Source organism: Massilia sp. UBA6681 (genome assembly GCF_002454935.1).
Taxonomy (GTDB): domain Bacteria; phylum Pseudomonadota; class Gammaproteobacteria; order Burkholderiales; family Burkholderiaceae_D; genus Telluria; species Telluria varians.
Genome location: NZ_DKJX01000093.1, coordinates 1 through 25,886 on the forward strand (window position 1 = coordinate 1; position 25,886 = coordinate 25,886).

Consider the following 25,886-nt stretch of genomic DNA (forward strand, 5'->3'; position numbering starts at 1 on the left):
CGCGCCCCTGGCCGGCACCCTGGGCCAGATGGCCACCATGGCCCTGCCCGGCCGCGGCGCCTGGCTGCACCGCGACGCCTCGCTGCTGGTGGCCGGCACCGCCCTGGGAGGCAGCTCGGCGCTGAACTTCGCCACCGCCGCCCCGCCCCCTGCCGCCATGTTCGCCGCCCACGGCATCGACCTGGCGCCCCATCTCGCCGCCTTGCGCGCGGAACTGCCGCTCGCGCCCCTGCCCGACAGCCTGGTCGGCCCGATGGCGGGGCGCATCATGGCGGCGGCACGCGCTGCCGGTTTCAACTGGGAAAAGCTCGACAAGATGATCCGCCCGCAGGCCTGCCGCAGCGGCTGCTGGCGCTGCGTGTACGGCTGCCCCTACGGCGCCAAGTGGAGCGCGCGCGATTTCGTCGAGGAAGCCTGCCGCCACGGCGCCGTGCTGCTGGACCGCAGCCGGGTACGACGCGTGCTGGTGGAAGACGGCCGCGCCGTCGGCGTGGAATACCGGCGCGAAGGCGGCACGCACACGGTACGGGCGCAGACGGTGGTGCTGGCGGGCGGCGGCATCGGCAGTCCGCGCCTGCTGCATGCCTCCGGCCTGGGGCCGCGGCTGGCGTCCTTCTTCAGCGATCCGGTGGTGGCGGTGATGGGGAGCGTGGATGACGTCGATGGCGGCGCCGAAGTGCCGATGGCGGCCGGCGCCAGTTTTCCCGAAGAGGGCATCGCGCTGGCCGACCTCACCTTGCCGGCGCCGATGTACGCGGCTTTCGCGCTGCAGGCCGGCCGCGTCGACCGGGTGGGCGCGCACCGGCGCACGCTGAGCATCATGGTGAAGATCCGCGACGACATCGGCGGCGCGGTCGGCCCGCGCTGGGTGGACAAGCGCCTGACCCCAGGCGACCGGGCGCGTCTTGACAAAGGCATCGGGATGGCGCGCCGGATCCTGGAACAGGCGGGCGCGCGGCAGGTGTTTGCAAGCCACCATTTTGCCGCCCATCCGGGCGGGAGCGTGCGCATCGGCGAAGGCGTGGACAGCGCGCTGCGCGCCGCGCCCGGACTCTACGTATGCGACGCCTCGGTGATCCCGCAGCCATGGGGATTGCCGCCGACGCTCACCCTGCTGTGCCTTGGCAAGCGGCTCGGCGCCATGCTGGCCGGCGCCGCTGTCAGTAGTGAGGCGGTTTCTCGTTGACCGGTCCCTGGCGGGTGGACTGCAGGGTGCGGACGTGGTCCACCAGGGAGGCGACCAGGGCTTCGAGCTGGTCGATGCGGCGGCCCTGGCGGTAGATGGTGTCGTTCAGCGTCTCGACCAGGTCTTCCTGGTGCGCGAGCTTGATTTCAATATCGACGAATCGGTCTTCCTGGCTCATGCTCTTACCCCGCGCGCAAAGCCGGCATTATGACAGAGTCACAAGCCGGCCCGGCGCGCGCGGCAGGCGTCAGCCCAGCGGGAACTCGATGCCGTTGTTGATCAGGCCGATCACCTGCGCCTGGTTTTCCGGGCTCTCCGAGAAGAAGGCCAGCACCTCGGCACGCGAGGCCTGCTTCAGGCCATTCACCCAGAAGTCGAAGCCCGCGCCTTCTGCCGGACGGTGCAGCACGTGGGCGTACAGCTTGCTCACGAAATAGCTGTCCGACGGGTCGGTCGAATACAGGGCCTGGGCTTCCTTGTCGGCCAGGAACATCTGCGAGATCTGGGTCAACGTGTAATTGCCGGTATCCAGGGCCTTGATCCAGAACGACAGGCCACCCTTGTCCGGCTCGCGGTCGAAGGCGGCGCGGTACAGGCGGTAGACCTCGCCGGCCGAGCCGTCGATGTCGAGCGCCACCATGGTGTCGCCGAACTGGATGCGCTCGACGTTGACCAGGTTGTCGATGCCCAGCGCGCCGCTCTTGTCGGTCACGCTCACGCCGTAGACGCCGCGCTCGATCGTGAAGCCGGCGCGAGCGCCGTTGTACACGACGGTATCCAGGCCGGCGCCGCCGTCGACCGCGTTGTTGCCCGCGCCCGGCGTGAAGGTGTTGTTCAGGCTGTTGCCGGTCAGGTTGAGCATGCTGTCGATGGTGAACTGCATGCGGTTCGCGGCGCTGGTGGCGTTGTCGGCGATGTCGACCGACACGGCGGCCACTTCATAGGGGCCGTTCGGCAGCGCCACCGAGTCGATCCGCCAGCTGCCATCGCTCTTGACCACGGTGCGGCCGATCTCGGTGGCGTCGCCGATGCGCACCAGCTGGATCGTGGTGCCGGCCTCGGCAGTGCCGCTGAAGACCGGCTGGTTGCCGCCCGCGCCCAGGGCCAGCGTCGAGGTCGGGATCACCGGCGGCGTCGCGTCGACATTGAAGCTGACGGCGTTGCTGAATGCCGAGACATTGCCGGCAGCGTCGGTCGCGCTTGCGCGCAGCGAGTAATTCAGGCCGTCGTTGAAGGCGCTGGCGACCACGCTGAACAGGCCGTTCGCGTCGGCGCGGGTTTCGGCCACGAGGCGCTCGCCATCGTAAATGCGCACCAGGGCGTTTGCTTCGGCCGAGCCGGTGACGAGCGGCTTGTTGCCGGACGTGTAGCCGGCGGCATTCTTCGACACCGACAGCGCCGGCGCTGCGGGCGGCGTGACGTCGCTCGTGACCTGAGAACGCTGGTACTGTCCGTCGGTGAAGGCGAGCAGTTCGATGTTGCTGAGCGTGGCGGTGCCCAGGGTCGCGTGCGTCACGAGCAGGCTGCCGCTGCCGTTTTCGCTGAAGCTGTATTCGCCGCGGCCACGGCTGAACACGACGGTGTCGGTGCCGCCCCCGCCGTCGATGACGTCATTGCCGCCGAGGACGACGATGCGGTCGTTGCCGGCCGTACCGGTGATGCGGTCGGCCCCGGTCGTGCCGGTGATGAAGCGCCCGCCTGCGTCGACGCCGAGCGCGCCGCCCAGGCCATCGCCGCCGTACAGCCAGTTCAGCGCGGCGATGTCGTAGGGGCTGAAGGTGCTGTACGGGCCGCCGGTATCGGTGTACGACATGATCGTATTGCCGGTGTTGTCCTGCTGGAAGGGGAGATGGATGTGGTCGTGCTCATCCCCCTCATGGAAGGGATGCTTGAGGCCGAGCGCATGCCCCAGCTCGTGCAGCAGGGTCTGGTAGCCCTCGCTGCCCGGTACCGGATTGCCGTTCTGCGCGCGCCATTCCACGTTATCGAGATAAACGTAAGCGTTCGGCTTGTATCCGACGACGTTATTGCCGATGTACGAATACGGTCCGTTCCAGCTGCACAGGCCGGTCGTCTGGCTGCCTTCGAGGTCGAGGTTGGCCAGGTGGATCTGGGCGTTGCTGCCGTTCGAGGTTTCGACGAACTGGATACCGGTAACCTGCTGCAGGTAGGTGAAGGCCGACCGCGCGGCCGTCTGCTGGGTGATATTGAACGCAGCCTGTCCCGTCACCGCCGTGCCGGTTTCCTGGTCCACCTCGTTTCCGGACGAGATGTCGAAGGTGTAGTAAATCGTGTTCGGCGTCACGCCGATCATGTAGTTCCAGTCGGGGCCGATATCGAGCAGCGCATCGATGTGATTCAGCCCGGACAGGGGGGTCGTGGTCAGGTCGGTAACGGTTGCCATGCTTGAGATAGTCAGAAAGTGGTTGCAAGACTCTACATTGAGCTCGCTTTGCGGAAAGTATTTCCTGCGGCACAAATGAAGTCAAATAAGAATTTCAATCGTGCGCGGCTATTAGCAGGCCAACAAGGCTGATACGCAACGCGGGGATCGAAGACTTATGCTTTCGGCATGGCCAGCAAGGCCTTCAGGTTAGCCAGCCTTTCCTTCGGACTGAGCACTTCGGTTTCCTTGGGCGGGGCGTCGCCGACGTCCAGCGCCATTTCCTTGATGAAGCGCGAGGGTTCGCAATGCACCAGCTCGCCGGCGCGCTTGCGCTTCTTGCACCAGGTCAGGCGCAGGGTGCGCTGGGCGCGCGTGATGCCCACATACATCAGGCGGCGTTCCTCCTGGATGCGGGCGGCCATGACTTCCACCGGCGCGTCCGGGTCGCCCTTGTGCGGCAGGATGCCCTCTTCCACCCCGACCAGGAACACGTGCGGGTATTCCAGGCCCTTGGAGGCGTGCAGGGTCGACATGCGCACGGCATCCTGTTCCTCGTCCTGGCCTTCCAGCATCGACATCAGGGCCACCATCTGGGTCAGCTCGAGCAGGTTCTTCTCTTCGCCATCGCGGTCGCGCCCGCCCCGGCCGCGTTCCTTCAGCCAGTTGGTGAACTCGAGCACGTTCTGCCACTTGGCCTGGGCCGCACGGTCGTCGAAGCTCTCGTACAGGTAGTGCTCGTAGTTCATCTCCTTCATCATGTCGTCCAGGACCTCGGCGGCATTGTCGCCGCTGCCGGACGGGCCGGGCCGGGTCGCGCGGTCTTCCAGCTCCAGCAGGAAGCGGCAGAAGTCGCGCAGCGGCGCCAGCTGGCGCTCGGCCAGCTTGGCTTCCAGCCCGTTCTTGCGCGCGGCCTCGAACAGCGAGCAATTCCACTGCTTGGAGAATTCGCCCAGCGTCTCGAGCGTGGCCATGCCGACCCCGCGCTTGGGCGTGGTCACGGCGCGGATGAAGGCCGGGTCGTCGTCCTGGTTCGCGATCAGGCGCAGATAGGCGATGATGTCCTTGATCTCGGCCTTGTCGAAAAAGCTCTGACCGCCTGACATGGTGTAGGGGATGCGTTCCTTGCGCAGGGCCTGCTCGATGATGCGCGCCTGGTGGTTGCCGCGGTACAGGATGGCGTAGTCGGTCCACTTGTTCTTGCGCTGGAAGTGGTCGGCCGAGATCATGATGGCCACCTGCTCGGCTTCCTGCTCGTCGCTCTGCATGCCCAGCACTTCGATCGGCTCGCCCAGGCCGTGTTCGGACCAGAGCGACTTCTCGAACAGCTTCGGGTTGTTGCCGATGACGGCATTGGCCGCCTGCAGGATGCGGGTGGTGGAGCGGTAGTTCTGTTCCAGCTTGATGACGCGCAGGTCGGGGAAGTCGGTCTGCAGCGTTTTGAGGTTTTCGACCGAGGCGCCGCGCCAGGCGTAGATCGCCTGGTCGTCGTCGCCCACGGCCGTGAACATCGGCTTTTTACCCAAGCCCGTGACCAGGAGTTTCACCAGCTCGTACTGGCAGGTGTTGGTGTCCTGGTACTCGTCCATCAGCAGGTAGCGCAGGCGGCGCTGCCAGCGGTCGCGGATCGATTCGTTGTTGCGGAACAGCTCCACCGGCAGGCGGATCAGGTCGTCGAAGTCGACCGCCTGGTAGGCCTGCAGGGTGGCCAGGTAGCTGCGGTAGACGCGCGCCGACATGGCTTCGTCCTCGTCCTTCGCGTTACGGATCGCGTCTTCGGGGTCGACCAGGCCGTTCTTCCACAGCGAGATCGCGTTCTGGATGCGGCGGATTTCCTGTTTATCGGTGGTGAGCGCCAGGTCGGAGACGACGGTGTAGCAATCGTCGCTGTCCATGATCGAGAACTTGTCCTTCAGGCCGACGCCGGCCGCTTCCTGGCGCAGGATCTTGACGCCCAGCGAGTGGAAGGTGGAGACGGTCAGTTGCTTGGCCTGCTTGGGCTGCTTGAGCAGCTTGGCGATGCGTTCCTGCATCTCGAGCGCGGCCTTGTTGGTGAAGGTCAGGGCGGCGATCGTGCGCGGGTCGTAGCCGCGGTCTTCGATCATGTACGCAATCTTTTGCGTAATGACGCGCGTCTTGCCCGAGCCGGCACCGGCCAGCACCAGGCATGGGCCGTCGAGATAGAGCACGGCTTCGCTCTGCGGCCCGTTGAGGCCGAATTTTGGTGCGTTGGACATGGGAAAGATTTCTGCAGAATGGCCGGGTATTGTAAGGCCGGGTTCGACATCGCGCCAAAAGCATGCCCCAAAAAACCTGTTTTGCAACACTGCCTATGCGAGCAGGGCGACTGCCTTGACCTGGGCCCAGACCTGCAGGCCGGGGCGGATGTCCAGCTCGCGACGCGAGCGTTCCGAAATGCGGGCAAGCAGCGGCACCTCGCCCATGCGCATCTGCACCAGCACGTGTCCCGGCGTGTCGGTGGCCGCGGTGGCCGTCACGATGGCGGGCAGGAGATTCACGATACTGCTGCGCTGGGGCCGTTCCAGCGCGATGCTGACATCGCGTGCATGGATGCGGCAGCGCAGGCGGCTGCCCACCGGCTCGCTGCGGCGGCCGACGAACAGCGCGCCGCCCTCGAACGCCAGGCGCGAGAGATCATCGGCTTCGTGCCCGGCCAGCACGGTCTCGAGCACCACCCCGGTATCGTCGGCGAAGGCCGGCGGCAGGTCGGCGCGGGCCAGCGTTTCGGTGAGCGGGCCGCTGGCCACCACGCGTCCGGCGTCGAGCAGCACCAGATGGTCGGCCAGGCGCGCCACTTCGTCGGGCGCGTGGCTGACGTAGATGATGGGAATGGAGAGCTCGTCATGCATGCGCTCCAGGTAAGGCAGGATTTCCTGCTTGCGCTTGAGGTCGAGTGCAGCGAGCGGCTCGTCCATGAGCAGCAGGCGCGGCGAGGACAGCAAGGCGCGGGCGATCGCCACACGCTGGCGCTCTCCGCCGGACAGGCTCGCCGGCTTGCGCTCGAGCAGCCGCTCGATGCCGAGCATGACGGCCACCGGCCCGAGCTCGAAGCGGCGGTCGGCGCCGGCGACCCGTTTCAAGCCGAATTCCAGGTTGCCGCGCACGCTCAGGTGCGGGAACAGGCTGGCTTCCTGGAACACGACGCCCAGGGCGCGCTGGTGCGTCGGCACGAAAGCCTTGCGCGCCTCGTCCTGCCACACCTCGTCGCCCAGCGCGACATAGCCGTTCGGTGCGCGCTCCAGGCCGGCGATCGCACGCAGGCAGGTGGTCTTGCCCGAACCCGAGGGGCCGAACAGGGCGCTCACGCCGCGCCCCGGCAAGGCGAGGTCGACGTCCAGCATGAAGCCGCCGCGGTCGATGCGGAAACTGGCGCGGATGCCGCTCATCCCTTGATGCCTTTCACCGCCGGCGGATTGAAGGTGTACAGGGCCAGCAGAACAAGGAAACTGAACACGAGCATGCCGCCGGCCAGCCAATGCGCCTGCGCATATTCCATGGCTTCGACGTGGTCGTAGATCTGGACCGAGACGACGCGGGTTTTGTCCGGGATGTTTCCGCCGATCATCAGGATCACGCCGAACTCGCCGATCGTATGCGCGAAACCGAGCACGGCGCCGGACAGGAAGCCGGGGCGCGCCAGCGGCACCACGACCGACCAGAAGGTATCCCAGGGGCTGGCGCGCAGGGTCGCCGCCACTTCCAGCGGGCGCTCGCCGATCGCCTCGAAGGCATTCTGCAGGGGCTGCACGACGAAGGGCATGGAATAGAACACCGAGGCGATCACCAGCCCGGGAAAGGTGAACGGCAGGGTGCCCAGGCCGAGGGCATCGGTGGCGCGTCCCACCGGCCCGTTCGGGCCCATGGCGACCAGCAGGTAGAAACCGAGCACGGTCGGCGGCAGGACCAGCGGCAGCGCCACGACCGCGCCCACCGCGCTTTTCATGCGCGAGCGCGTACGCGCCAGCCACCAGGCGATCGGCGTCCCAAGGATGAGCAACAGGACCGTGACGATCGACGCCAGCTTGAGCGTCAGCCACACGGCTGCCAGGTTTTCCTCTGCCATGCCGGATTACATCTCGTAGCCGAAGGACTGGATGATGGCGCGGGCCTTGGCCGACTTCAGGTAGTCCAGCAGGGCCTGTGCGGCAGGATTGCCGCGTCCCCTGGCCAGGACCAGCGCGTCCTGGCGGATCGGCTCATGCAGGCTGGCCGGCACGATCCAGCCGGAACCCGAGGCGATCCTGCCGTCCCTGGCCACCTGGGACAGCGCGACGAAGCCGAGCTGCGCATTCCCGGTACTGATGAACTGGTGCGTCTGCGCGATGTTCTCGCCCTGCACCAGCCTGGCCTGCACCGCGTCGAACAGGTTCAGCTTTTTCAGGACGGCGACTGCTGCCGCGCCATACGGCGCGGTCTTGGGATTGGCGATGGCGAGATGCCGGAAATCCCCTGTCCGCAACACCTCACCTTTGGCATCCACGACACCGGCCCGGGTCGACCACAGGACCAGCTTGCCGATTGCGTAGGTAAAACGGGTGCCGGGCGCCGCCTGGCCCTCCTTGTCCAGCCGCGCCGGGGTCTCGTCGTCCGCCGCGAGCAGGACCTCGAAGGGCGCGCCGTTCCTGATCTGCGCATAGAACTTGCCGGTGGAACCGAATGCCAGCCTGGCCCGGTGGCCGGTGTCCCGTTCGAATTGCGCGGCAATGGCATGCATCGGGGCCGTGAAATTGGCGGCAACCGCTACCTGGACTTCCCCGGCGCGGGCGCCCGCGGCGCATGCCATGGCGATGAGGGCGAGACTGAGGAAACGCTGCATGACACCCTTTCGAGACGGGGACGGTGAAGAACTACCGCTATATTACCAATGTACCAATGAAAGCGCGCCTGCCCGCCGGGGCAGCGGCGACGCCGGGACACGCAATCAGGTACCATCGCAGCCTTGTGGCGCCGCGCGCCAGGCCTTATTCGGACTGCACCATGAAATTTGAACATCTCATCCAGATCAACGATCCGCTCAACCCGCTGATCGACACCATTTCGATCGAACAGCTGTGGCGCGGGCTGGTGCTGCGCGCCGAATCGCCGACCATGTTCGTGCCGCACCTGGACGAATGCACGATCGGCGACAGGACCAGCGGCAGCTTCGCGCGCCGCCTGCGCTACGGCGACCTGGTGATCGACGACGTCGTGTACCTGACCCCGCTGAAGGAAGTGCGCTACGAAGTGCCGGCCCAGGGCGAGATCGCCGCCTCCAGCCTGAAGATGATCATCGAGGCGCCGAGCGACGCCCTGCTGCTGGTGCGCTTCTGCTACGACGACGGCCAGGGCGAGCACACCGACCCGGCCAACGCCATGTACGACGACTTCAAGCGCTCGGCCTACCAGGAAGCCGACATCGACACCGTGCGCATCCTGCGCCAGCTCGCTGGCGAGGGCAAGCTGGATGCCAGCTACCTGAATTAAGTTTCGCTAATCTTTTTGGCAAATGATTAAGCCAAATTGATCTACGTACCCGGCTCGGTATCGGCCGGGTCGATCTCGCTCTCTCCCTTGGCCAGGTTGTGCGCCAGGTCGCGCAGGGCGGTGCGCACGCCCTCCTCGATCACCGGGTGATAAAAGGGCATCTCCAGCATCTGGTCCACCGTCATGCGCATCTGGCAGGCCCAGGACAGCGTGTGCGCCAGGTGCTCGGCGCGCGGCGCGATCATCTCGGCGCCCAGGAAGCGGCGCGAACCGTATTCCGCATACACCCGCAGCATCCCCTTGTTCTGCAACATCACCCGGCTGCGGCCCTGGTTCGCGAACGAGACCGAACCGACCGCGAACTTGCGCTTGCCCCCTTCGCACAGGCTGCGGTAGTTCGCGCCCAGGGTGGCGATGTTCGGGTCGGTAAAGGCCACCGCGATCGGCGTGCGGCGCAATCCTGGACGCACGTCCGGATAGCGGCCCGCGTTGTCGCCCGCGATCTTGCCGTGGTCGGCCGCGTCGTGCAGCAGCGGGCGCTCGTTGTTGGCGTCGCCGGCGATGAAGATGTGGCTGGTCCCGCACTGCATGGTGCGGACGTCAAACAGCGGAATGCCGTCCGGCCCGCGCTCCAGCCCCGTGTGTTCCAGCCCGATGTCGTGCACGTTGGGTGTGCGGCCGGCCGCCATCAGCACGACCTGGAAACGTTCGGTCTTCTCTTCGCCGAGGGCGTCGCTGTAGCGCAATGCCACTTCGTCTCCCTCCTGCGCCGCGCCCACCACCTTCGACTGGAACTGGATGTCGAGTTCCTCGGTGAGCACGCGGGTGGCGCTGCGCAGCACTTCCGGGTCGCTCAGGTGGGCGATGCTGCCGCCGCGCGCGAACAGCTTCACGCGCACGCCCAGGCGCTGCAGGGCCTGGCCCAGCTCCAGGCCGATCACGCCGGTGCCGATCACGGCCACCGATTTCGGCAGCTCGTCCCAGTAGAACACGTCGTCGGAGGTAGCGATGCCGGGGCCGACCTTCTCCAGCACCGGCAGGCGCAGCGGCGTGGAACCGGTGGCGATGACGACGCGGCCGGCGGTGATCTCGGTGTGATCGTCCACGAGCAGGGTATGCGGGCCGGTGAAGCGCGCATGGCCGCGCAGCTTGTCTGCGTCATCGAAGGACTCGACGCTTTCCAGCACGAAGCCCACGAAGCGGTCGCGCTCGCGCCGCACGCGCTCCATCACGGCGCGGCCGTCGATGCGGACTTCGCCCGCGTGCACGCCGAAGGGCGCGCTGTGCTGCATCACGTGCGCGGCCTCGCTTGCGGCGATCAGGAGCTTGCTGGGCATGCAGCCGACCCGTGCGCAGGTGGTGCCGTAGTGGCTGCTTTCGATGACCACCACCCGGGCTCCTTGCGCCTTCGCCGCCCGATAGGCCGTCATGCCGGCGGTGCCGGTGCCGATGATGGCGACATCCACATCCAGTTTGTTCATCGTCTTCTCCGGGTCTCTCTACAGATGATGACGAAACGATACGCGATTTTCAGCCGGACCGCCGGAACCGGGCCAATGTGCCACCATGATCGCCTGTCACCATGGGAGGGCGAATGCTGGAACCGATCAGGGAGCTGCTGCGTCCGCCTCCTGGCATGGCCTTCGACTTCAGCCAGCCGGCGGGAGAGCCGGCGCTCGCTCCCCGCGACGGCATCGCCTGGCGGGTGTTCGCCAATCCGGTGGTCCTGTTCGTGGGCGGGGTGGCGGCGGTGCTGCTCGAGCTGAGCGAGCCCTCGGTCCGCTCCGGCGTGTGGGACCGGGGCGGCTTCCGGCAGGACCCGGTCATGCGCCTGCGCCGCACCGGTTTCGCGGCCATGATGACCGTCTACGGGCCGCGCTCGGCGGCCGAGCAGATGATCGCGCGCGTGGTGCGCATGCATGAGCGGGTGCGGGGCACGACGCCTGCGGGCCTGCCCTACCGCGCCAACGACCCGCGCCTGCTCGACTGGGTGCAGGCCACCGCCGCCTTCGGCTTCACCGAAGCCTACCACCGCTACCTGCGGCCCCTGTCGGCGCCCGAGAAGGACGCCGCCTTTGCCGAGGGCGAAAGCGCGGCCCGGCTGTATGGCGCGCTTGGCGCGCCGCGCTCCTGGGGGGCCTGGGAAGCCTTGCTGGCCGAAACGGCGCCCCGGCTGGAAGGCTCCGCCATCCTGGCCGACTTCCTGCGCATCATGCATGAGACGCCGCTGGTGCCGGGACCGATGCGGCCCCTGCAGCGGCTGCTGGTACGCGCCGCCGTGGACATCGTGCCGGAGCCGGTCGCGTCGCTGCCCCAGCTGCGCAAGCAGGGCCTGCGTCCCGGCGAGGGGGCGCTCGTGCGTGCGCTGGCGCGTTCGAGCGTCCTGCTGCCGCTGGGGGATACCCCGGCCGCCCAGGCTGCCCGGCGGCTCAGCGCATCTGGTACTGGATTCCGAAAGTGAATGTCGTCTCGATCAGGGTATCGGCCGGAATGCCGCCGGGATGCGGGTAGCGCTGCAGCGCGCGATTGGCCACGCGGCTCAGCTCCGCCTCGAAACCGTTGGCCATCCGCCTTGTCTTGCGGTCGCGCAGCGTGTCGGCCATGACCCAGCCCACCATCTCGTACTCGCGCGATTCGCCGCGCTGCAGGTCGATACGCGGTATGCCCGGCAGGAAGCGCAGCTTCACGTCGCCGCCGATCGCATGGGCCGCGGCCTGGTCCGGATACTTCACCTCGGCGGCAATGGTGGACAACACGCCCGCAACGTAATTGCAGGCCGCCAGCCGGGCCTGCGGCCAGGTCTTCAGTTCCGCGACGAAGCGGTCGGGGTCCGCCGTCGCTTCTTTCGGCATGCCGCACGCTCCCGACCGGAATGGGGGCGTCTTCATCGCCCACCAGAGCGCGGCCGCCACGTCGGCTCCATTGGCCGGGTCGGCGTAGCCGGCCGCGATCCGCGCGGCGCCATCCTTCTCGCCCGCGTCATGCGCCTGGACGTAGAACGTGACCGCGCGATCCCAGTCGCGCCGCACGCAGATGCCGTTCTCGTACATCGAGCCGGCCAGCAGGAAGACTTCCGGGTACTCGTTCTTCAGGCCGCTCTTGAGCCGGTCCACGGCCTGTCGGCAGTCCTGCGCGGCGATGCTGACGCGGATGGCGTCGACGGCCAGGGCGCCGGAACGGGTGCCCGCGCCGGCGTGGTGGGATGCCCCGAGCAGGGCAAGCATGAGGAAAGCGGTTGTCAAAGCGCGCATGGCGGGCCCCAGTCGGAACAAGGGAACAGTCTAGCAGTGCGGATGGACGTGAATTCTCTCGGATTGCCTCATTCGCGCTTGAACAGGAACTGGACCCCGGCCTGGGCATCGGCGGGAATGCCGGCCGGCTGCGGATAGCGGCGCAGGGCGTAATTGACCAGCGCGTGCATCGAATGCTCGAACGAGCCGGTCAGCGGCGCCAACGGCGCCAGAGGGCGGCTGGGCAGCGAATCGCCCTTGACCACGCCGTACGGGACATAGGCGCCGCTGCCGCCCATTTTCAGGTCGATGCGCGGCTCCCCGGGCAGGAAGCGCAAGCTCACTTCGCCACCCAGGCCAAGCACCTCGGCGTGGCCCGGATAGCGCATTTCTGCGGAAATCGTCGAGATCACGCCGACGACGTAGTTGCAGATCGCCAGTTTGGACGGATGCCAGGTACGCAGTTCCTCGACGAAGCGATCCGGGTCCGTTGCGGCCTGCGGGCTGACGGCGCAGGCCTCGGCACCCGCGCCGGCACGGCCCCGCAGGTTCCACCACAGCGCCGCCGCGGCGTCGGGCCCCCTGGCCGGGTCGGCAAAACCGGCGGCGATCCGTTCGGCGGCTTCCGGCGCCCCGCCCTCGTGGGCCCGGACGTAGAAAGTCAGCGCAGTGTCCCAGCTGGCCTTGACGCAGATGCCGTGCTCGTACATCGATCCGGCCACCAGCACCACCTCGGGATAGCCCCATTTCAGCCCGCTCTTGAGGCGCTCCACGGCGGCCCCGCAGTCGCCTGCCGCGATCCGGTTGCGTACCTCATGGACCACATCGAGTCCGGCACGCGTGGCGGCCCCGAGCTGCGCCGCGGGCAGCAGGGCAAGCAATGCAAGCAGAAGCGGGAGGCGTGCGGCAGTCGGGAAGGTCATGGCAGGCTTTCGGTACGCTGGCTCAGATATCGAGCGGATCGACCTCGAGCGACCAGCGCACGCGCGATTTCATCCCGCGCAGGATCTCGACCCACTCGCGCAGGAAAGCCTGCAGGGCCGGGCGCGAGCTCGATTCCACCAGCAGCTGCGCACGGTCGACGTTGTGCACGCGCGTCATCGTCATCGGGATCGGGTCGTTGATCATCACCGCATCCCACACCAGGCTGTCGCGCGCCGCCTCCAGGAAGGCGATCGCATTGGCCAGCTCGTGCGCTTCGGCGCGCAGCAGCGCCTGGTACATGAAGGGCGGCAGGCCGGCCTGGCGGCGCTCTTCCAGCAGGCTGCCGGCGAAGCGGTCGTAGTCGTGGCGCACGACGGCGCCATACAGCGGGTGGCTGGCGTAGCGGGTCTGCACCAGCACCTCCGAAGCGGCTCCGGCCCGTCCGGCGCGCCCCGCCACCTGCATCAGCTGGGCGAACAGGCGCTCGCTGGCGCGGTAGTCCTGCGAGAACAGGGCGGTGTCCGGGTTCAGGATGCCCACCAGGGTGAGCTTCTTGAAGTCGTGGCCCTTGGCGACCATCTGGGTGCCGACCAGGATGTCGACCTCGCCCCGGTGCACGGTGTCGAAGGCCGCCTGGGCGCTGCCCTTCAGGCGCGTGGAATCGGCGTCGATGCGCAGGATGCGCGCTTCCGGAAACATCGCCGCCAGGCCTTCCTCGATGCGCTGGGTGCCGCGCCCGAGCGGCTGCAGGTCGACGTTGCCGCAGGTCGGGCAATGGCGCGGGATGCGCAGCTCCAGGCTGCAGTGGTGGCAGCGCAGCCGGTGCTCGGGGCGGTGCAGCACCATGAAGGCGGTGCAGCGGGTGCAGTTGCTGATCCAGCCGCAGGCGTCGCAGCAGATCACCGGGGCGTAGCCGCGCCGGTTCAGGAACAGCAGCGACTGTTCGCCGCGGTCCAGGCGCCCCCGCAGCGCGGCGATCAGGGCGCTCGTCAAGCCATCCTTGGGGCGGTCGCGCTCCATGTCGACCAGCTTCACGGTGGGCAGCACGGCGTCGCGCACGGCGCGCTCGCGCAGCTCGAGCTTGCGGTAGCGGCCGGACTGGGCATGGTGCCAGGTCTCGAGCGAAGGCGTGGCCGAGCCGAGCACGATCGGAATTCCCAGCTGGTGTGCGCGCCACACGGCCAGGTCGCGCGCCGAATAGCGCAGGCCTTCCTGCTGCTTGTACGAGGGGTCGTGCTCCTCGTCGATGATGATCAATTCGAGGTTCGGCAGCGAGGACAGGATCGCCAGGCGCGTGCCCAGCACGATGCGCGCGCGGCCCTCATGGGCGGCGAGCCAGTGCAGCATGCGCTCGCCCTCCGACAGGCTGCTGTGCAGGGTGGCCAGCATCACGCCGGGGAAGCGCGCGCGGATGTTCCCTTCCAGCTGCGGGGTCAGGTTGATTTCCGGGACCAGGATCAGGATCTGGGCGTCCTGCTCGCGCGCCAGCACCTGGGCGCAGGCCTGCAGGTAGACCTCGGTCTTGCCGCTGCCGGTGACGCCGTACAGCAGGATCGGGGTGAAGCCCTGCGCCCCGCCGATGCTGCCCGCCGCTTCCTGCTGCGCCGGGTTCAGCACGGGCATGCCGGAGGGCGTCGGATCGTGCGGGCTGGCCTCCTTGGCCAGCTTTTTCAGCGCGCGGTCCAGCGCCACGGTCTTCGGCACCCGCAGGTTCTTGGGCAGGCCGGGCAGCGCCACCTCGCCGAGCGGGCGCTGGTAATAGTCGGCGGCGAAACGCGCCAGCGCCACCCAGCGCTCGGGCAGCGGCGACAATTGGCTGCGCACGGCGATCGCATCCTTCAGCTTGTCCGCCGGGACGTCCGTATCACCCTTGACGGCGACGATCAGGCCCACGACCTCACGGCGCGCGAAGGGCACCAGCACCAATTGGCCCACCGCCGGCTCTTCGCCCGGCTGGCATTCCCAGCGGTAATCGAAGCAGCTGTTGAGCGGTGTGTCGAGCGCAACCTGTAGGAAGCAGTGTGCCAAATCCAACCTTCTTGAGTAAGGAAACCAGAACCAATAAGCTGTGGAAAACTTTGTGAATAGCGCTGTACTTGACCCCGTTCGAGGTTTACGTTAGATCAACTCCAAACGCGCGATTCACTGGAACAACAATAAATTATTCAGTAAATTCAATGACTTGCAAAGATAGAGTTATCCCTGTTAACAACCCGGGCTGGAATCGCCTTGCTGTGCATAACTGCACATGTGTGATGGGAAAACTCGTTGCGGTGCACCAGAATCTTCACACCTTACTTGAAGAGTTGAGCTAAGTCCGCGTAAACGAAGCACTTTTCACAACTCATCCGTCATCCTGTGCATAACTTTGTGAACAATGGACAGGAAGCCGGGACAATTTACCTGCAAACGACCTGGCCTACTGTGTATACCTACAGTTCACCATGAAAAAAACGCTTAAGAATCATTGATTTGCGTATTTTCAGGCTTGACAAAGATGTCCACAGGAATAATTTTGTGGTTTAACGAACTTGTGAACAAGTGAGATTTTGCTGCAGCAATGGGTGCTGCAGCTGGAGACAATACCGACCGCTTATACGGCGCGCTGTTGGCGGCTGAAGTTGTGCACAGCCTCGACCATGGCGGTCACCGACTCCGGCGGCGTGAACTGCGAGATGCCGTGGCCCAGGTTGAACACGTGGCCATGGCCGTTCGATGGCTTGCCGTAGGCGGTCAGGCTGCGCTCGACTTCGGCGCGGATCTGCTCCGGTTCGGCGAACAGGATGGCCGGGTCGAGGTTGCCCTGCAGGGCCACGCGGTCGCCCACCAGCGCGCGCGCCTTGCCCAGGTTGACGGTCCAGTCCAGGCCCAGCGCGTCGGCGCCGATGTCCGCCATCTCGTCCAGCCACAGGCCGCCGCCCTTGGTGAACACGATCGCCGGGATGCGTACGCCGTCCTTCTCGCGCTGCAGCTGGCTCAGGACCTGCCGCATGTAGTTCAGCGAGAACTCCTGGTAGGCGCCGTCGGCCAGCGCGCCGCCCCAGGAATCGAAGATCATCACGGCCTGGGCGCCGGCGTCGATCTGGGCGTTCAGGTACTGGCTCACTGCGCGTGCGTTGGTGTCCAGGATGTGGTGCATCAGGTCGGGGCGCGCGTACATCATCTTCTTGATGGTGTGGAATTCGCGCGAACCGCCGCCTTCGACCATGTAGCAGGCCAGGGTCCAGGGGCTGCCCGAGAATCCGATCAGGGGCACGCGGCCGTTGATGGCGGTACGGATCTGGGTCACCGCCTTGAAGACGTAGTCGAGCGACGCCATATCCGGTACCTGCAGGGCGCGTACCTCGGCTTCCGTACGCAGCGGGCGCTCGAACTTCGGGCCCTCGCCGTCGGCGAAGTACAGTCCCAGGCCCATCGCGTCCGGCACCGTCAGGATGTCCGAGAACAGGATCGACGCATCCAGCGGATAGCGGTCGAGCGGCTGCAGCGTGACTTCGGTGGCGAAATCCGGATTCTTTGCCAGCCCCAGGAACGAGCCCGCCTGCTTGCGCGTGGCGCGGTATTCCGGCAGGTAGCGGCCCGCCTGGCGCATCAGCCACACCGGGGTGTAGTCGGTCGGCTGGCGCAGCAGCGCACGCAGGAAGGTGTCGTTCTGAAGCGGGGCGAATTGTGGCATGGCTGACAATGACGGCGGAGGGAAAACCTCCATTATCGCATCTTTGGGGGCACACTTATAATGCGTTTCTTGTCGATGAAAGTACTGCCATGACCAAACAGCAAGCACCCTGCGGCACCTGGACCTCCCCGATGACTGCGTCAAGCGTCGCGGCCGGCGCCACGCCGCTCGCCTCGCTGGTGCTCGACGGCGCCGACCTGTACTGGCTGGAAGGACGGGCCAGCGAGGCGGGACGCTCGACGCTGGTGGGCAGCCGGGGCGAACTGACGCCGGCCCCGTTCAACGTGCGCAGCAAGGTGCACGAATACGGCGGCGGCGCGGTCACGGTCGCCGATGGCGTCGCCTGGTTCTCGAACCACGGCGACGGCCGGCTGTACCGGGTCGAGCCGGGCGCGCAGCCGGCGCCGGTCACTGCCGAGGACAACAAGCAGCGCTACGCCGACTTCGTGGTCGACGCACAGCGCCGGCGCCTGGTGGCCGTGCGCGAAGACCATGCGGCCGGCGGCCACTACCCCGAGAACACGATCGCCGCCATCGGCTTCGACGGTGTCGAAACCGTGCTGGTGGACGGCAACGACTTCTATGCCGCGCCGCGCATCTCTCCGGACGGGCGCCACCTGGCCTGGCTGTGCTGGGACCATCCGCGCATGCCCTGGGAAGGCAGCGAGCTGTGGCTGGCCGACATCATGGACGACGGCACGCTGGCCAATGGCCGGCTGGTGGCGGGCGGGCCGCAGGAATCGGTCTGCCAGCCGGAATGGTCCCCTGGCGGCGTGCTGCACTTCGTGTCCGACCGCAGCGGCTGGTGGAACCTGTACCGCTTCGAACATGGCGTGGTGGGGGCGCTGTGCCCGCGCGAGGCGGAATTCGGCGGGCCGCTGTGGACCTTCGGCGGTTCGCTGTACGGCTTTACTTCGGACGAGGAAATCGTGTGCGCCTACATCGAGGGCGGCGTCAGCAAGCTGGCGCGCCTGCGCAATGGCCAGCTCACCGAGGTGCCGACGCCCTACGAGGAAATCCGCGAACTGCGCGTGAACGCGCACACGGTCGCGCTGCTGGGCGGCGCGCCGACGGTCGCGCTGGAACTGGCGCGCATCGACCTCGATGGCGGCCAGCATGAGGTACTGGCGCGCTCGATCGCGCAGTTGCCGGATGTCGGCTACCTGTCGGTGCCACGTTCGATCAGCTACCCCAGCGCGAACGGCCGCAGCGCCTACGCCTTCCACTATCCGCCGACCAATGCCGATTTCGCTCCGCAACATGGCGAACTGCCGCCCCTGATCGTCATCGGCCACGGCGGCCCGACCGGCATGGCGGCCAGCACCCTCAAGCTGGCGACCCAGTTCTGGACCAGCCGCGGCTTCGCCGTGCTGGACGTGAACTACGGCGGCAGCACCGGCTTCGGCCGCGCCTACCGCGACCTGCTCAAGGGCCAGTGGGGCGTGGTCGACGTGGAGGACTGCGTGGCCGGCGCCCGTTACCTGGCAGAGCAGGGCCTGGTCGATCCGGAGCGCCTGCTGGTGCGCGGCAGCAGCGCCGGCGGCCTGACGACCTTGTCCGCCCTCGCCTTCCACGACCTGTTCAAGGCCGGCGCCTGCTACTACGGCGTGTCCGACCTGGCCGGACTGGATGCGGATTCGCACAAGTTCGAGTCGCACTACAACCAGTACCTGATCGCGCCGCCGGACCGCGCCGAACAGGTCTACCGCGAGCGTTCGCCGATCCACCATACCGACAAGCTGAAACGGCCAATGATTTTCTTCCAGGGCCTGGACGACATGGTGGTGCCGCCCCAGCAATCCGAAACCATGGTCGAGGCGCTGCGCGCGCGCCGGGTGCCGGTGGCCTACATCACCCTGGAGGGCGAAGGCCACGGCTTCCGCAAGGCCGAGAGCGTGGTGACGACGCTGGAATCGGAGCTGGTGTTCTACCTGCGTGTCTTCCACATCCCCGTGCCTGCCGGCCTGCCGGCGGTGGAGATCGAGAACCTGCCGGCTGCATGATTTTTCAAGAACTGGAAAGCGGCGAGCAGGCGCTCCTGTCCCTGCTGGCGCTGGGCGGCGAGCCCATGGGCCGCCAGCGCATCCTCGAACACCTGATGGCCGCCGGCCTGCCGCTGCCGCCCGAGCAATGGGCGGCCGAGCTGGCGCGCCTGCGCGAAGCGGGCCTGGTCCTCGAGGCGGGAGAGCGCGGCGTCACGATCGCGCCGGGCGCCGTGTGGCCGGCCATCGAGCACGCCTTGTCGGGCGACTTGTTCGCCGGCCTGCGCGCGGCCTACGAGCGCGTCACGCCGCTGCGCCGCGACTGGCAGGGCACGCCGGTCCTGCGCAGCTACCGCCAGGGCCTGGCCCTGCTGCGCATGGCCCTGCTGGCCGGCGAGAACGGATCGACGGTCACGCCGCTGCTGGCCGCCTGCCTGCGCTGCCATGAAGCGTCCTACCTGCATCCGCTGGTCGAGGTCTGCGCACGTCCCTTCGAGCCCGCCCTGCTCGATCGCATCGATCCCTCGCTGCGCGACGGCGTGCTGGCGACCCTGGTCCAGCATGCGCAGCGCGAACCGCAACTTGCGCCCGCGCTCCGCGCCGCCGCGGAAAGCCACGCGGGCCAGGGCGATCCCTCGATCGCGCTGCGCATCGCGCTGGGCGAACACCTGATCCTGTGCGGCCGGCTCGACGACGCCTCCGGGCTGCTGCAGGAGGTCGACGATGCGGCCGGCCTGTTCCTGCGCAACGTGATCGCCCTGCTGCGCGACGAGCCCGACATCGCCCTGCCCGGCATCGAGGCGGCGCTCAAGCAGCTGCGCCGCGAGACCGGCAAGCGCAAGGCCGTGTTCGACGGTATCGGCGCCCACCTCTACCTGGCCGCCCTCCTGCGCAATAACCAGCCGGCGCAGCTGAAGCTGGCCGACGCCTGGCTGGAAATCGCCACCCGCGCGGTGCAGCGGCCGGAGACGGCCGTGGTCTTCCAGCTCAGCATGCTGCAGGAGATCCGGCGCGGCACCGTCGACGCCGAGGTGCTGGCCTCGCGCAGCTGGGAGATGGCGCTCGAGCCCTTCACCTTCCGCGCCCTGATGCACCACTGGCTCGGCCTGCCGCAACTGCAGGGCAAGCGCAAGGACATCGAGGACATGCTGGCGCAGTCCGAGCGCGCCGGCTTCGACCTGCTGTCGGCCCAGCTGGCCGCGCTGCTGGGCCAGATCGGCGGAGCGGGCGCCATCACCCATGAAGCCCGCGCCAGCGAGCTGCGGCGCCGTCATCGGATCACCGACCTGCCCCACTGGTTCGAGCGCGAGGAAGCCTGGGAGCGCCAGCTCAACGCTTTGATCAACCTGCAGCCGGCGCTGAATGCCGAGGTGGTGCGCGAATCGCGCCTGGTGTGGATGATCCGCTACGACGAGCACATGGGGGTGCGCGAGCTGGAGCCGCGCGAGCAGAAGCGCGATGCGCAGGGCGGCTGGAGCCGCGGCCGCGCCATCGGCCTGAAGCGCCTGGCCGAGGATGCCCAGCAGCTCGAGTTCCTCACCGCCCAGGACCTGCAGGCGGTGGCAAGCATTGCCGGACGGCGCTACTACGGCAGCACCGGCATCCGTTTCGAGTTCGAGCGCGACAAGGCGCTCGCTGCCCTGGTCGGCCATCCGCTGCTGTTCTGGATGGACTCGCCGGGTACCCGCGTCGAGCTGCTGCCGGGCGAGCCGGAACTGCTGGTGAAGGCGCGCGGCGGCAAGGTCACCATCTCGCTCCACCCCGCGCCGGGCGAGCAGGACGGCGAAGTGATCGTCACGCGCGAGACGCCGACCCGCCTGCGCCTGGTGCGCGTCAACGAGGAACACCGGCGCATCGCCGCCATCGTCGGCGAGGGCCTGGAAGTGCCGGTGGAAGCCGAGCGCCGCGTGCTGCGCGCGATCAGCGCGATCTCCTCGATCGTCACGGTGCAGTCGGACATCGGCGCCAGCCCCGGCGACATCGAGCAGGTGGCGGCCGACCCGCGCCTGCACCTGCACCTGCGCCCCTACCAGCAGGGCCTGAGCATGCAGGTGCTGGTCCGTCCACTCGATGGCGGCGCCTATTACTCGCCCGGCACCGGCGCGGAAAGCGTGATCGCCGACGTCAACGGCATACGCACCGAAGCGCGGCGCGACCTGAATGCGGAACGCGAGGCCGAGCGCCAGCTGGTCGGCGCCTGCCAGGCGCTCGAGCACGGAGAACTCGAGCACGGCGAATGGCTGCTCGGCCAGCCCCTGCTGTGCCTGGAGCTGGTGGAGGAACTGCGCAGCCTCGATCCGGGCAAGGTGGTGGTGGCCTGGCCGGAGGGCGAAAAATTCCGCGTCACCAAGCGCGCGAACTCGACATCGGTGCGCATCCAGGTCCGGCGCGACCGCGACTGGTTCGCCGCGAATGGCGAGATCGTAGTCGACGAGCAGCGGGTACTGGACCTGCGCTCGCTGCTCGAACGCGTGCGCGAAGGGAAAAGCCGCTTCGTGGCGCTGGGCGACAACGAATACCTGGCCCTGAGCGACGAGCTGCACCGCCGCCTGATGGAACTCGGCGACTACGGGACCATCATTGGGGACGAGCTGCGCATGCATCCGCTGGCCAGCTTCTCGCTGGCGGAACTGGCGCGCGAGGCCGGCAGCGTGGACAGCGACGCGGCCTGGCGCAAGCATTTGCAGCGCATCGCCGACAGCGAAGCCTTCACCCCCGCATTGCCGTCCACCCTGCAGGCCGAGCTGCGCGATTACCAGCGCGAGGGCTTCGAATGGCTGGGACGCCTGGCCCATTTAGGCGTCGGCGCCTGCCTGGCCGACGACATGGGCCTCGGCAAGACGCTGCAGGCCCTGGCCCTGCTGCTCACGCGTGCGCCCGATGGTCCGGCGCTGGTGATCGCGCCGACCTCGGTCTGCCTGAACTGGATCGCCGAAGCCCAGCGCTTCGCGCCGACCCTGAACCTGAAGCTGTTCGGCCCCGGCGACCGCGCCGCGCTGCTGGAAGAAGCCGGTCCCTTCGACGTGGTGGTGGCCAGCTATGGCCTGCTGCAGCTGGAGGCGGCATTGTTTACAAAACGGCCATGGCACAGCATCGTGCTGGACGAAGCCCAGGCCATCAAGAACATGCACACCAAGCGTTCGCAAGCCGTGATGGCGCTGCAGGGGAACTTCCGCATGGCGGCCACCGGCACCCCGCTGGAAAACCACCTGGGCGAGCTGTGGAACCTGTTCCGCTTCATCAACCCCGGCCTGCTGGGCAGCGCCGACCAGTTCCAGCTGCGCTTCGCCGGCCCCATCGAAAAGGCTCAGGACAAGCGCGCCGAGCTGGGGGCCAGGAACCGCCTGCGCCGGCTCACGCAGCCCTTCATCCTGCGTCGCACCAAGGCCCAGGTGCTCACCGAGCTGCCGCCGCGCACCGAGATCGTGGTGCCGGTCGAGCTGACCCAGGAAGAAAGCGCGCTGTACGAATCGCTGCGCCGCGATGCCCTGGACAAGCTGGCCGCGCTGGAAGCGCCGGAAAGCCAGAAGTCGATCGAGATCCTGGCCGAGATGATGCGGCTGCGCCGCGCCGTCTGCAATCCGGAACTGGTGGCGCCCGGCGCCGGCATCGCCAGCAGCAAGCTGATCGCCTTTGCGCGCCTGGTCGACGGCCTGCTGGAGAACCGCCACAAAGTGCTGGTGTTCAGCCAGTTCGTCGACCACCTCAGCCTGATCCGCAAGTACCTCGATGGCAAGCACATCCCCTACCAGTACCTCGACGGCGCCACCTCGATGCAGGAACGCAAGCGCCGCGTGGATGCCTTCCAGGCCGGCGAAGGCGAGCTGTTCCTGATCAGCCTGAAGGCGGGCGGCGTCGGCATCAACCTGACCGCGGCCGACTACGTGATCCACATGGACCCGTGGTGGAACCCGGCGGTGGAAGACCAGGCCTCGGACCGCGCCCACCGCATGGGACAGCAACGCCCGGTCACGATCTACCGCCTGGTGGCGCGCGGCACCATCGAGGAAGGCATCGTCGAACTGCATGGTCGCAAGCGCGACCTGGCCGACAGCCTGCTGGAAGGGACCGAGATGGCGGCGCGCATGTCGCCGGGCGAGATGCTCGCCATGCTGAAGCAGGGCCTGGCGTAGGACGGCATTCCATGTGATCATGCCGATTTTTACAGAAGAGTAAAGACGGATGGAACTGGACAAAGCGGCAACGGCGGCACAGGCGCGCGTCATCGGCGTCAAGTCGTGGACGGCCTATGCCGGCGTGCTGGCGCTGGCCGCGCTGCTGTTCCTGGTCGCGCTGCCGCTGGCCTTCCGCTGGAACGAACTGGCCGCCGCCGCGGTACTGGCACTGTCGGCGCTGGTGGTCGGCTACCGCTTCCTGCTGGTGCGCAGCGTGCAGCTGTACTACGACGACATCGGCGTCTGGGTGGTCTCGGGTGTCCTGCCGTGGGCGCGCGGCGTCCGTGGCGTGAAGTGGCGCGACATGATGGAGGCCAGCTACGCCGGCGGCTTCTTCGCCTGGGTGACGCGCTCGTACACGGTCCACATCGGCCACCGCTTCGACCGCGGCAACAGCATCGTCCTGCATGGAATCGCGCGCGGACGCGAAGCCGTGGAAACGGTGAATGCGATCCACCAGCAGATGATCCGTTCCGGCGCCGCCGATTAAGTTTGCACTAAGTGTCGGAATGTTTCAGCCATGCGCAAGCGGGCTGAATGGTGCTACTCTTCCGGGCTCCGCCTTGCGCTTGCCGCGCGGGGGAAGCCGACCTTTTAATCGACAGGGTTCGAACAGGATGATGAAAACGAAGATCGCGCTGGCAGTCCTGCTGGCGAGTTTCGCGCTGGCGCCGGCCAGCGCCAAGACCACCAAGCCCGCCAAGGGCAAGGCCAAAGCCACGAAAGTGGTCAAAGCGAAAACGAATAAATCCAAGGCGCCAGTCAAGAAGGGGGCAAAGAAAGCGGCCGTTGCCACCGCTGCCGCGGCGACTGCCGCTACCGCCGTCGCCGTAAGCCCGACCGCCGGCGCCAGCGAGAAACGCCTCGACCGCCGCTTCGACTCGATGAGCATGCAGTACCTGACCGCGCTGTGGCGCGTCGATCCGGAAGGCGGCATCTACGTCGGCAAGTTCGACCAGGCCGCCAACCTCACCATTCCGGACGCCGCCACGCGCGCCAAGAAGCTGGCCTTCGCCAACGAATGGCTGGACAAGTTCGGCAAGCTCGATACCCGCCAGCTGTCGGACCGCCAGCGCACTGACCTGGCCCTCCTGGTGAACAAGCTGGAAAAGGACCGCTGGAACCTGACGACCTGGCGCGAATACGAGTGGAACCCGGCGCTGTACAACGTCGCCCAGCCGCTCGACCTGATCCTGAATACCGAATACGCCGCCAAGCCGCAGCGCCTGCGCACCATCCTCAAGCGCCTGGCCAACGTGCCGGCCTTCTATGCGGCGGCGCAAGCCTCGATCGCCAACCCGACGCGCGAACACACCCAGCTCGCCATCGCGCAGGCGCCGGGCACCATCGCGGTGCTGGCCGACCTGGGCAAGGCGGCGCAGGAATCGATCCTGACCACGCAGGAAAAGGCGATCTTCGCGCAGCGCATCGCCAACGCCGGCACTGCGGTGCTGGCCTACGTCGACTTCCTCGATGCACTCGACAAGAACGCCGCCAAGCCGCGCCCCTTCCGCGCCGGCAAGGAGCTATACGAGCAGAAGTTCGCGCTCGAGATCCAGTCGTCCAGCACCGCCGAACAGACCTTCCGCAAGGCCCTGGCCACGCGCGAGGAGCTGCTCGCCCGCATGGACACGATCTCGGACGAACTGTGGCCGCGCTACATGGCCGGCGTGGCCAAGCCGCGCGAGCGCTTCCAGAAGATCGGCATGATGATCAACAAGCTCTCCGAGCGCCACGTCTCGCGCGAGAACTTCCTGCCCGAGATCCGCCGCCAGATCCCGGCGCTGCACAAGTTCGTCACCGAAAAGAATCTGCTCACCCTGGACGCCGACAAGCCGCTGGAAGTACGCGAGACCCCGATGTACCAGCGCGGCGTGGCCGGCGCCAGCATCGACGCGCCGGGCCCCTACCGTCCGAAGGACAAGACCTATTACAACGTCACGCCGCTCGACGGCTTGAGCCCGGAACAGGCCGAGAGCAGCCTGCGCGAGTACAACGAGTGGATCCTGCAGATCCTGAACATCCACGAGGCCATCCCCGGCCACTACGCCCAGCTGGTGTATGCGAACCGTTCGCCGTCCCTGGTGAAGTCGCTGTTCGGGAACGGCGCGATGGTGGAGGGCTGGGCCGTGTACGGCGAGCGCATGATGCTGGAGAACGGCTACGGCGACAACGCGCCCGAGATGTGGCTGATGTACTCGAAGTGGAACCTGCGCAGCGTCACCAATACCATCCTCGACTACAGCGTCCACGTGCTCGGCATGCAGCAGCCCGAGGCGATCGACCTGCTGGTGCGCCAGGCCTTCCAGACCCGCCAGGAAGCCGATGAAAAATGGCGCCGCGTGACGCTCACCTCGGTGCAGCTGACCAGCTACTACAGCGGCTACGAGCAGATCATGGAGCTGCGCGAACGCCGCAAGCAGCAGCTGGGCGAGCGCTTCAACCTGAAGGAATTCCACGACCAGTTCCTCGGCTACGGCAATGCGCCGGTGAAGATGATCTCCGAGTTGATGCAGTAAACATAGTTTGATGTTGCACAGGAAATCGCCTGTGCAAAAGCGCACAAGCGGCGTGCTCGCGTGCTCGCTTGTGCGCAATATCTCCAAGGCTAGAATGGGTATGCAGCACCCATACCCATAAGCCGGAGACTTTCGATGACTTCCCTCCCCGCACCGTCGTCCTAGCGGACGCGCAGCGCCAGTCCTTCCTCTCGTTTTACCAGTTGCACCGATCTGCTAGCAAAAACGTGCACAAAAGTGTGCAGCGTTCTCTTCCTGCCCCGAACCGTCTTGTTGACCGAGCTCGTGCCTGGCAGGCGTGACTATCCCGCCTCCCGCCGGCACCTG

General features: G+C 67.1%; 18 protein-coding genes. 7 read left to right on the forward strand and 11 right to left on the reverse strand.

Annotation, left to right across the window (positions count from 1 at the left end; translation table 11 throughout):
• The coding region (locus tag B2R83_RS16540; protein WP_292043586.1) for a GMC family oxidoreductase N-terminal domain-containing protein at window positions 1-1,186 on the forward strand (1,186 nt) is incomplete at its 5' end.
• Here the strand turns inward: B2R83_RS16540 and B2R83_RS16545 are convergent.
• The 6 genes from B2R83_RS16545 to modA all read right to left on the reverse strand — a co-directional run bounded on the left by B2R83_RS16545 (window position 1,161) and on the right by modA (window position 8,406).
• Complete coding sequence (locus B2R83_RS16545; protein WP_027866480.1) at window positions 1,161-1,364, reverse strand: SlyX family protein; 204 nt, start codon at window positions 1,362-1,364, stop codon at window positions 1,161-1,163. The genes B2R83_RS16540 and B2R83_RS16545 overlap by 26 nt on opposite strands.
• 69 nt (window positions 1,365-1,433) lie before the next feature.
• Complete coding sequence (locus B2R83_RS16550) at window positions 1,434-3,590, reverse strand: DUF4214 domain-containing protein (RefSeq protein ID WP_292043590.1); 2,157 nt, start codon at window positions 3,588-3,590, stop codon at window positions 1,434-1,436.
• A gap of 155 nt (window positions 3,591-3,745) precedes the next feature.
• Window positions 3,746-5,806 carry a UvrD-helicase domain-containing protein gene (locus tag B2R83_RS16555; protein ID WP_292043592.1) on the reverse strand — a complete coding sequence of 687 codons (2,061 nt, stop codon included), beginning with the start codon at window positions 5,804-5,806 and terminating at the stop codon, window positions 3,746-3,748.
• Window positions 5,807-5,899: 93 nt separating this feature from the next.
• Window positions 5,900-6,976 (reverse strand): molybdenum ABC transporter ATP-binding protein, encoded by a 1,077-nt coding sequence (modC, locus tag B2R83_RS16560; RefSeq protein WP_036211718.1) that lies wholly within the window; start codon window positions 6,974-6,976, stop codon window positions 5,900-5,902.
• Complete coding sequence (gene modB / locus B2R83_RS16565; protein ID WP_027866477.1) at window positions 6,973-7,653, reverse strand: molybdate ABC transporter permease subunit; 681 nt, start codon at window positions 7,651-7,653, stop codon at window positions 6,973-6,975. Before modB ends, modC begins: the two co-directional genes overlap by 4 nt.
• Before the next feature lie 6 nt (window positions 7,654-7,659).
• On the reverse strand, window positions 7,660-8,406 hold the full coding sequence (gene modA / locus B2R83_RS16570) for a molybdate ABC transporter substrate-binding protein (RefSeq protein ID WP_292043595.1): 747 nt from the start codon (window positions 8,404-8,406) through the stop codon (window positions 7,660-7,662).
• 161 nt (window positions 8,407-8,567) lie between these two features.
• On the opposite strand from modA, the gene B2R83_RS16575 reads away from it, so the two are divergent.
• Window positions 8,568-9,053, forward strand: coding sequence for an SRPBCC family protein (locus B2R83_RS16575; protein ID WP_036211724.1), 486 nt, complete (start codon window positions 8,568-8,570; stop codon window positions 9,051-9,053).
• Between the two features lie 41 nt (window positions 9,054-9,094).
• On the opposite strand, the gene B2R83_RS16580 is transcribed toward B2R83_RS16575, so the two are convergent.
• Entirely contained in the window at window positions 9,095-10,534 is a 1,440-nt protein-coding gene (locus tag B2R83_RS16580) for a dihydrolipoyl dehydrogenase (protein ID WP_292043598.1), read from the reverse strand.
• Between the two features lie 113 nt (window positions 10,535-10,647).
• Here B2R83_RS16580 and B2R83_RS16585 point away from each other — a divergent pair, with 113 nt between their 5' ends.
• Window positions 10,648-11,514: an oxygenase MpaB family protein gene (locus B2R83_RS16585; protein ID WP_292043600.1), complete on the forward strand. Its 867-nt coding sequence runs from the start codon at window positions 10,648-10,650 to the stop codon at window positions 11,512-11,514.
• On the opposite strand, the gene B2R83_RS16590 is transcribed toward B2R83_RS16585, so the two are convergent.
• From B2R83_RS16590 to hemE, 4 genes are all read right to left on the reverse strand, one after another.
• Window positions 11,483-12,304, reverse strand: a complete 822-nt coding sequence (locus B2R83_RS16590; protein WP_292043604.1) for a hypothetical protein — start codon at window positions 12,302-12,304, stop codon at window positions 11,483-11,485. The two genes, B2R83_RS16585 and B2R83_RS16590, sit on opposite strands and share 32 nt — an antisense overlap.
• Before the next feature lie 68 nt (window positions 12,305-12,372).
• Entirely contained in the window at window positions 12,373-13,206 is an 834-nt protein-coding gene (locus tag B2R83_RS16595; protein WP_292043609.1) for a hypothetical protein, read from the reverse strand.
• 22 nt (window positions 13,207-13,228) lie between these two features.
• The gene (locus tag B2R83_RS16600; RefSeq protein ID WP_292043612.1) at window positions 13,229-15,235 is read right to left on the reverse strand and encodes a primosomal protein N'; all 2,007 of its coding nucleotides are present in this window, start codon (window positions 15,233-15,235) and stop codon (window positions 13,229-13,231) included.
• Window positions 15,236-15,800: 565 nt separating this feature from the next.
• Complete coding sequence (hemE, locus tag B2R83_RS16605; RefSeq protein WP_292043614.1) at window positions 15,801-16,883, reverse strand: uroporphyrinogen decarboxylase; 1,083 nt, start codon at window positions 16,881-16,883, stop codon at window positions 15,801-15,803.
• An 89-nt stretch (window positions 16,884-16,972) separates the two neighbouring features.
• On the opposite strand from hemE, the gene B2R83_RS16610 reads away from it, so the two are divergent.
• From B2R83_RS16610 to B2R83_RS16625, 4 genes are all read left to right on the forward strand, one after another.
• Window positions 16,973-18,886 (forward strand): S9 family peptidase, encoded by a 1,914-nt coding sequence (locus tag B2R83_RS16610; protein ID WP_292043617.1) that lies wholly within the window; start codon window positions 16,973-16,975, stop codon window positions 18,884-18,886.
• On the forward strand, window positions 18,883-22,998 hold the full coding sequence (locus tag B2R83_RS16615) for a DEAD/DEAH box helicase (protein WP_292043621.1): 4,116 nt from the start codon (window positions 18,883-18,885) through the stop codon (window positions 22,996-22,998). Before B2R83_RS16610 ends, B2R83_RS16615 begins: the two co-directional genes overlap by 4 nt.
• Before the next feature lie 49 nt (window positions 22,999-23,047).
• Window positions 23,048-23,530: a hypothetical protein gene (locus B2R83_RS16620; protein WP_036211749.1), complete on the forward strand. Its 483-nt coding sequence runs from the start codon at window positions 23,048-23,050 to the stop codon at window positions 23,528-23,530.
• Between the two features lie 127 nt (window positions 23,531-23,657).
• Window positions 23,658-25,559 (forward strand): DUF885 domain-containing protein, encoded by a 1,902-nt coding sequence (locus B2R83_RS16625; protein ID WP_292043623.1) that lies wholly within the window; start codon window positions 23,658-23,660, stop codon window positions 25,557-25,559.
• Window positions 25,560-25,886: the final 327 nt, after the last annotated feature.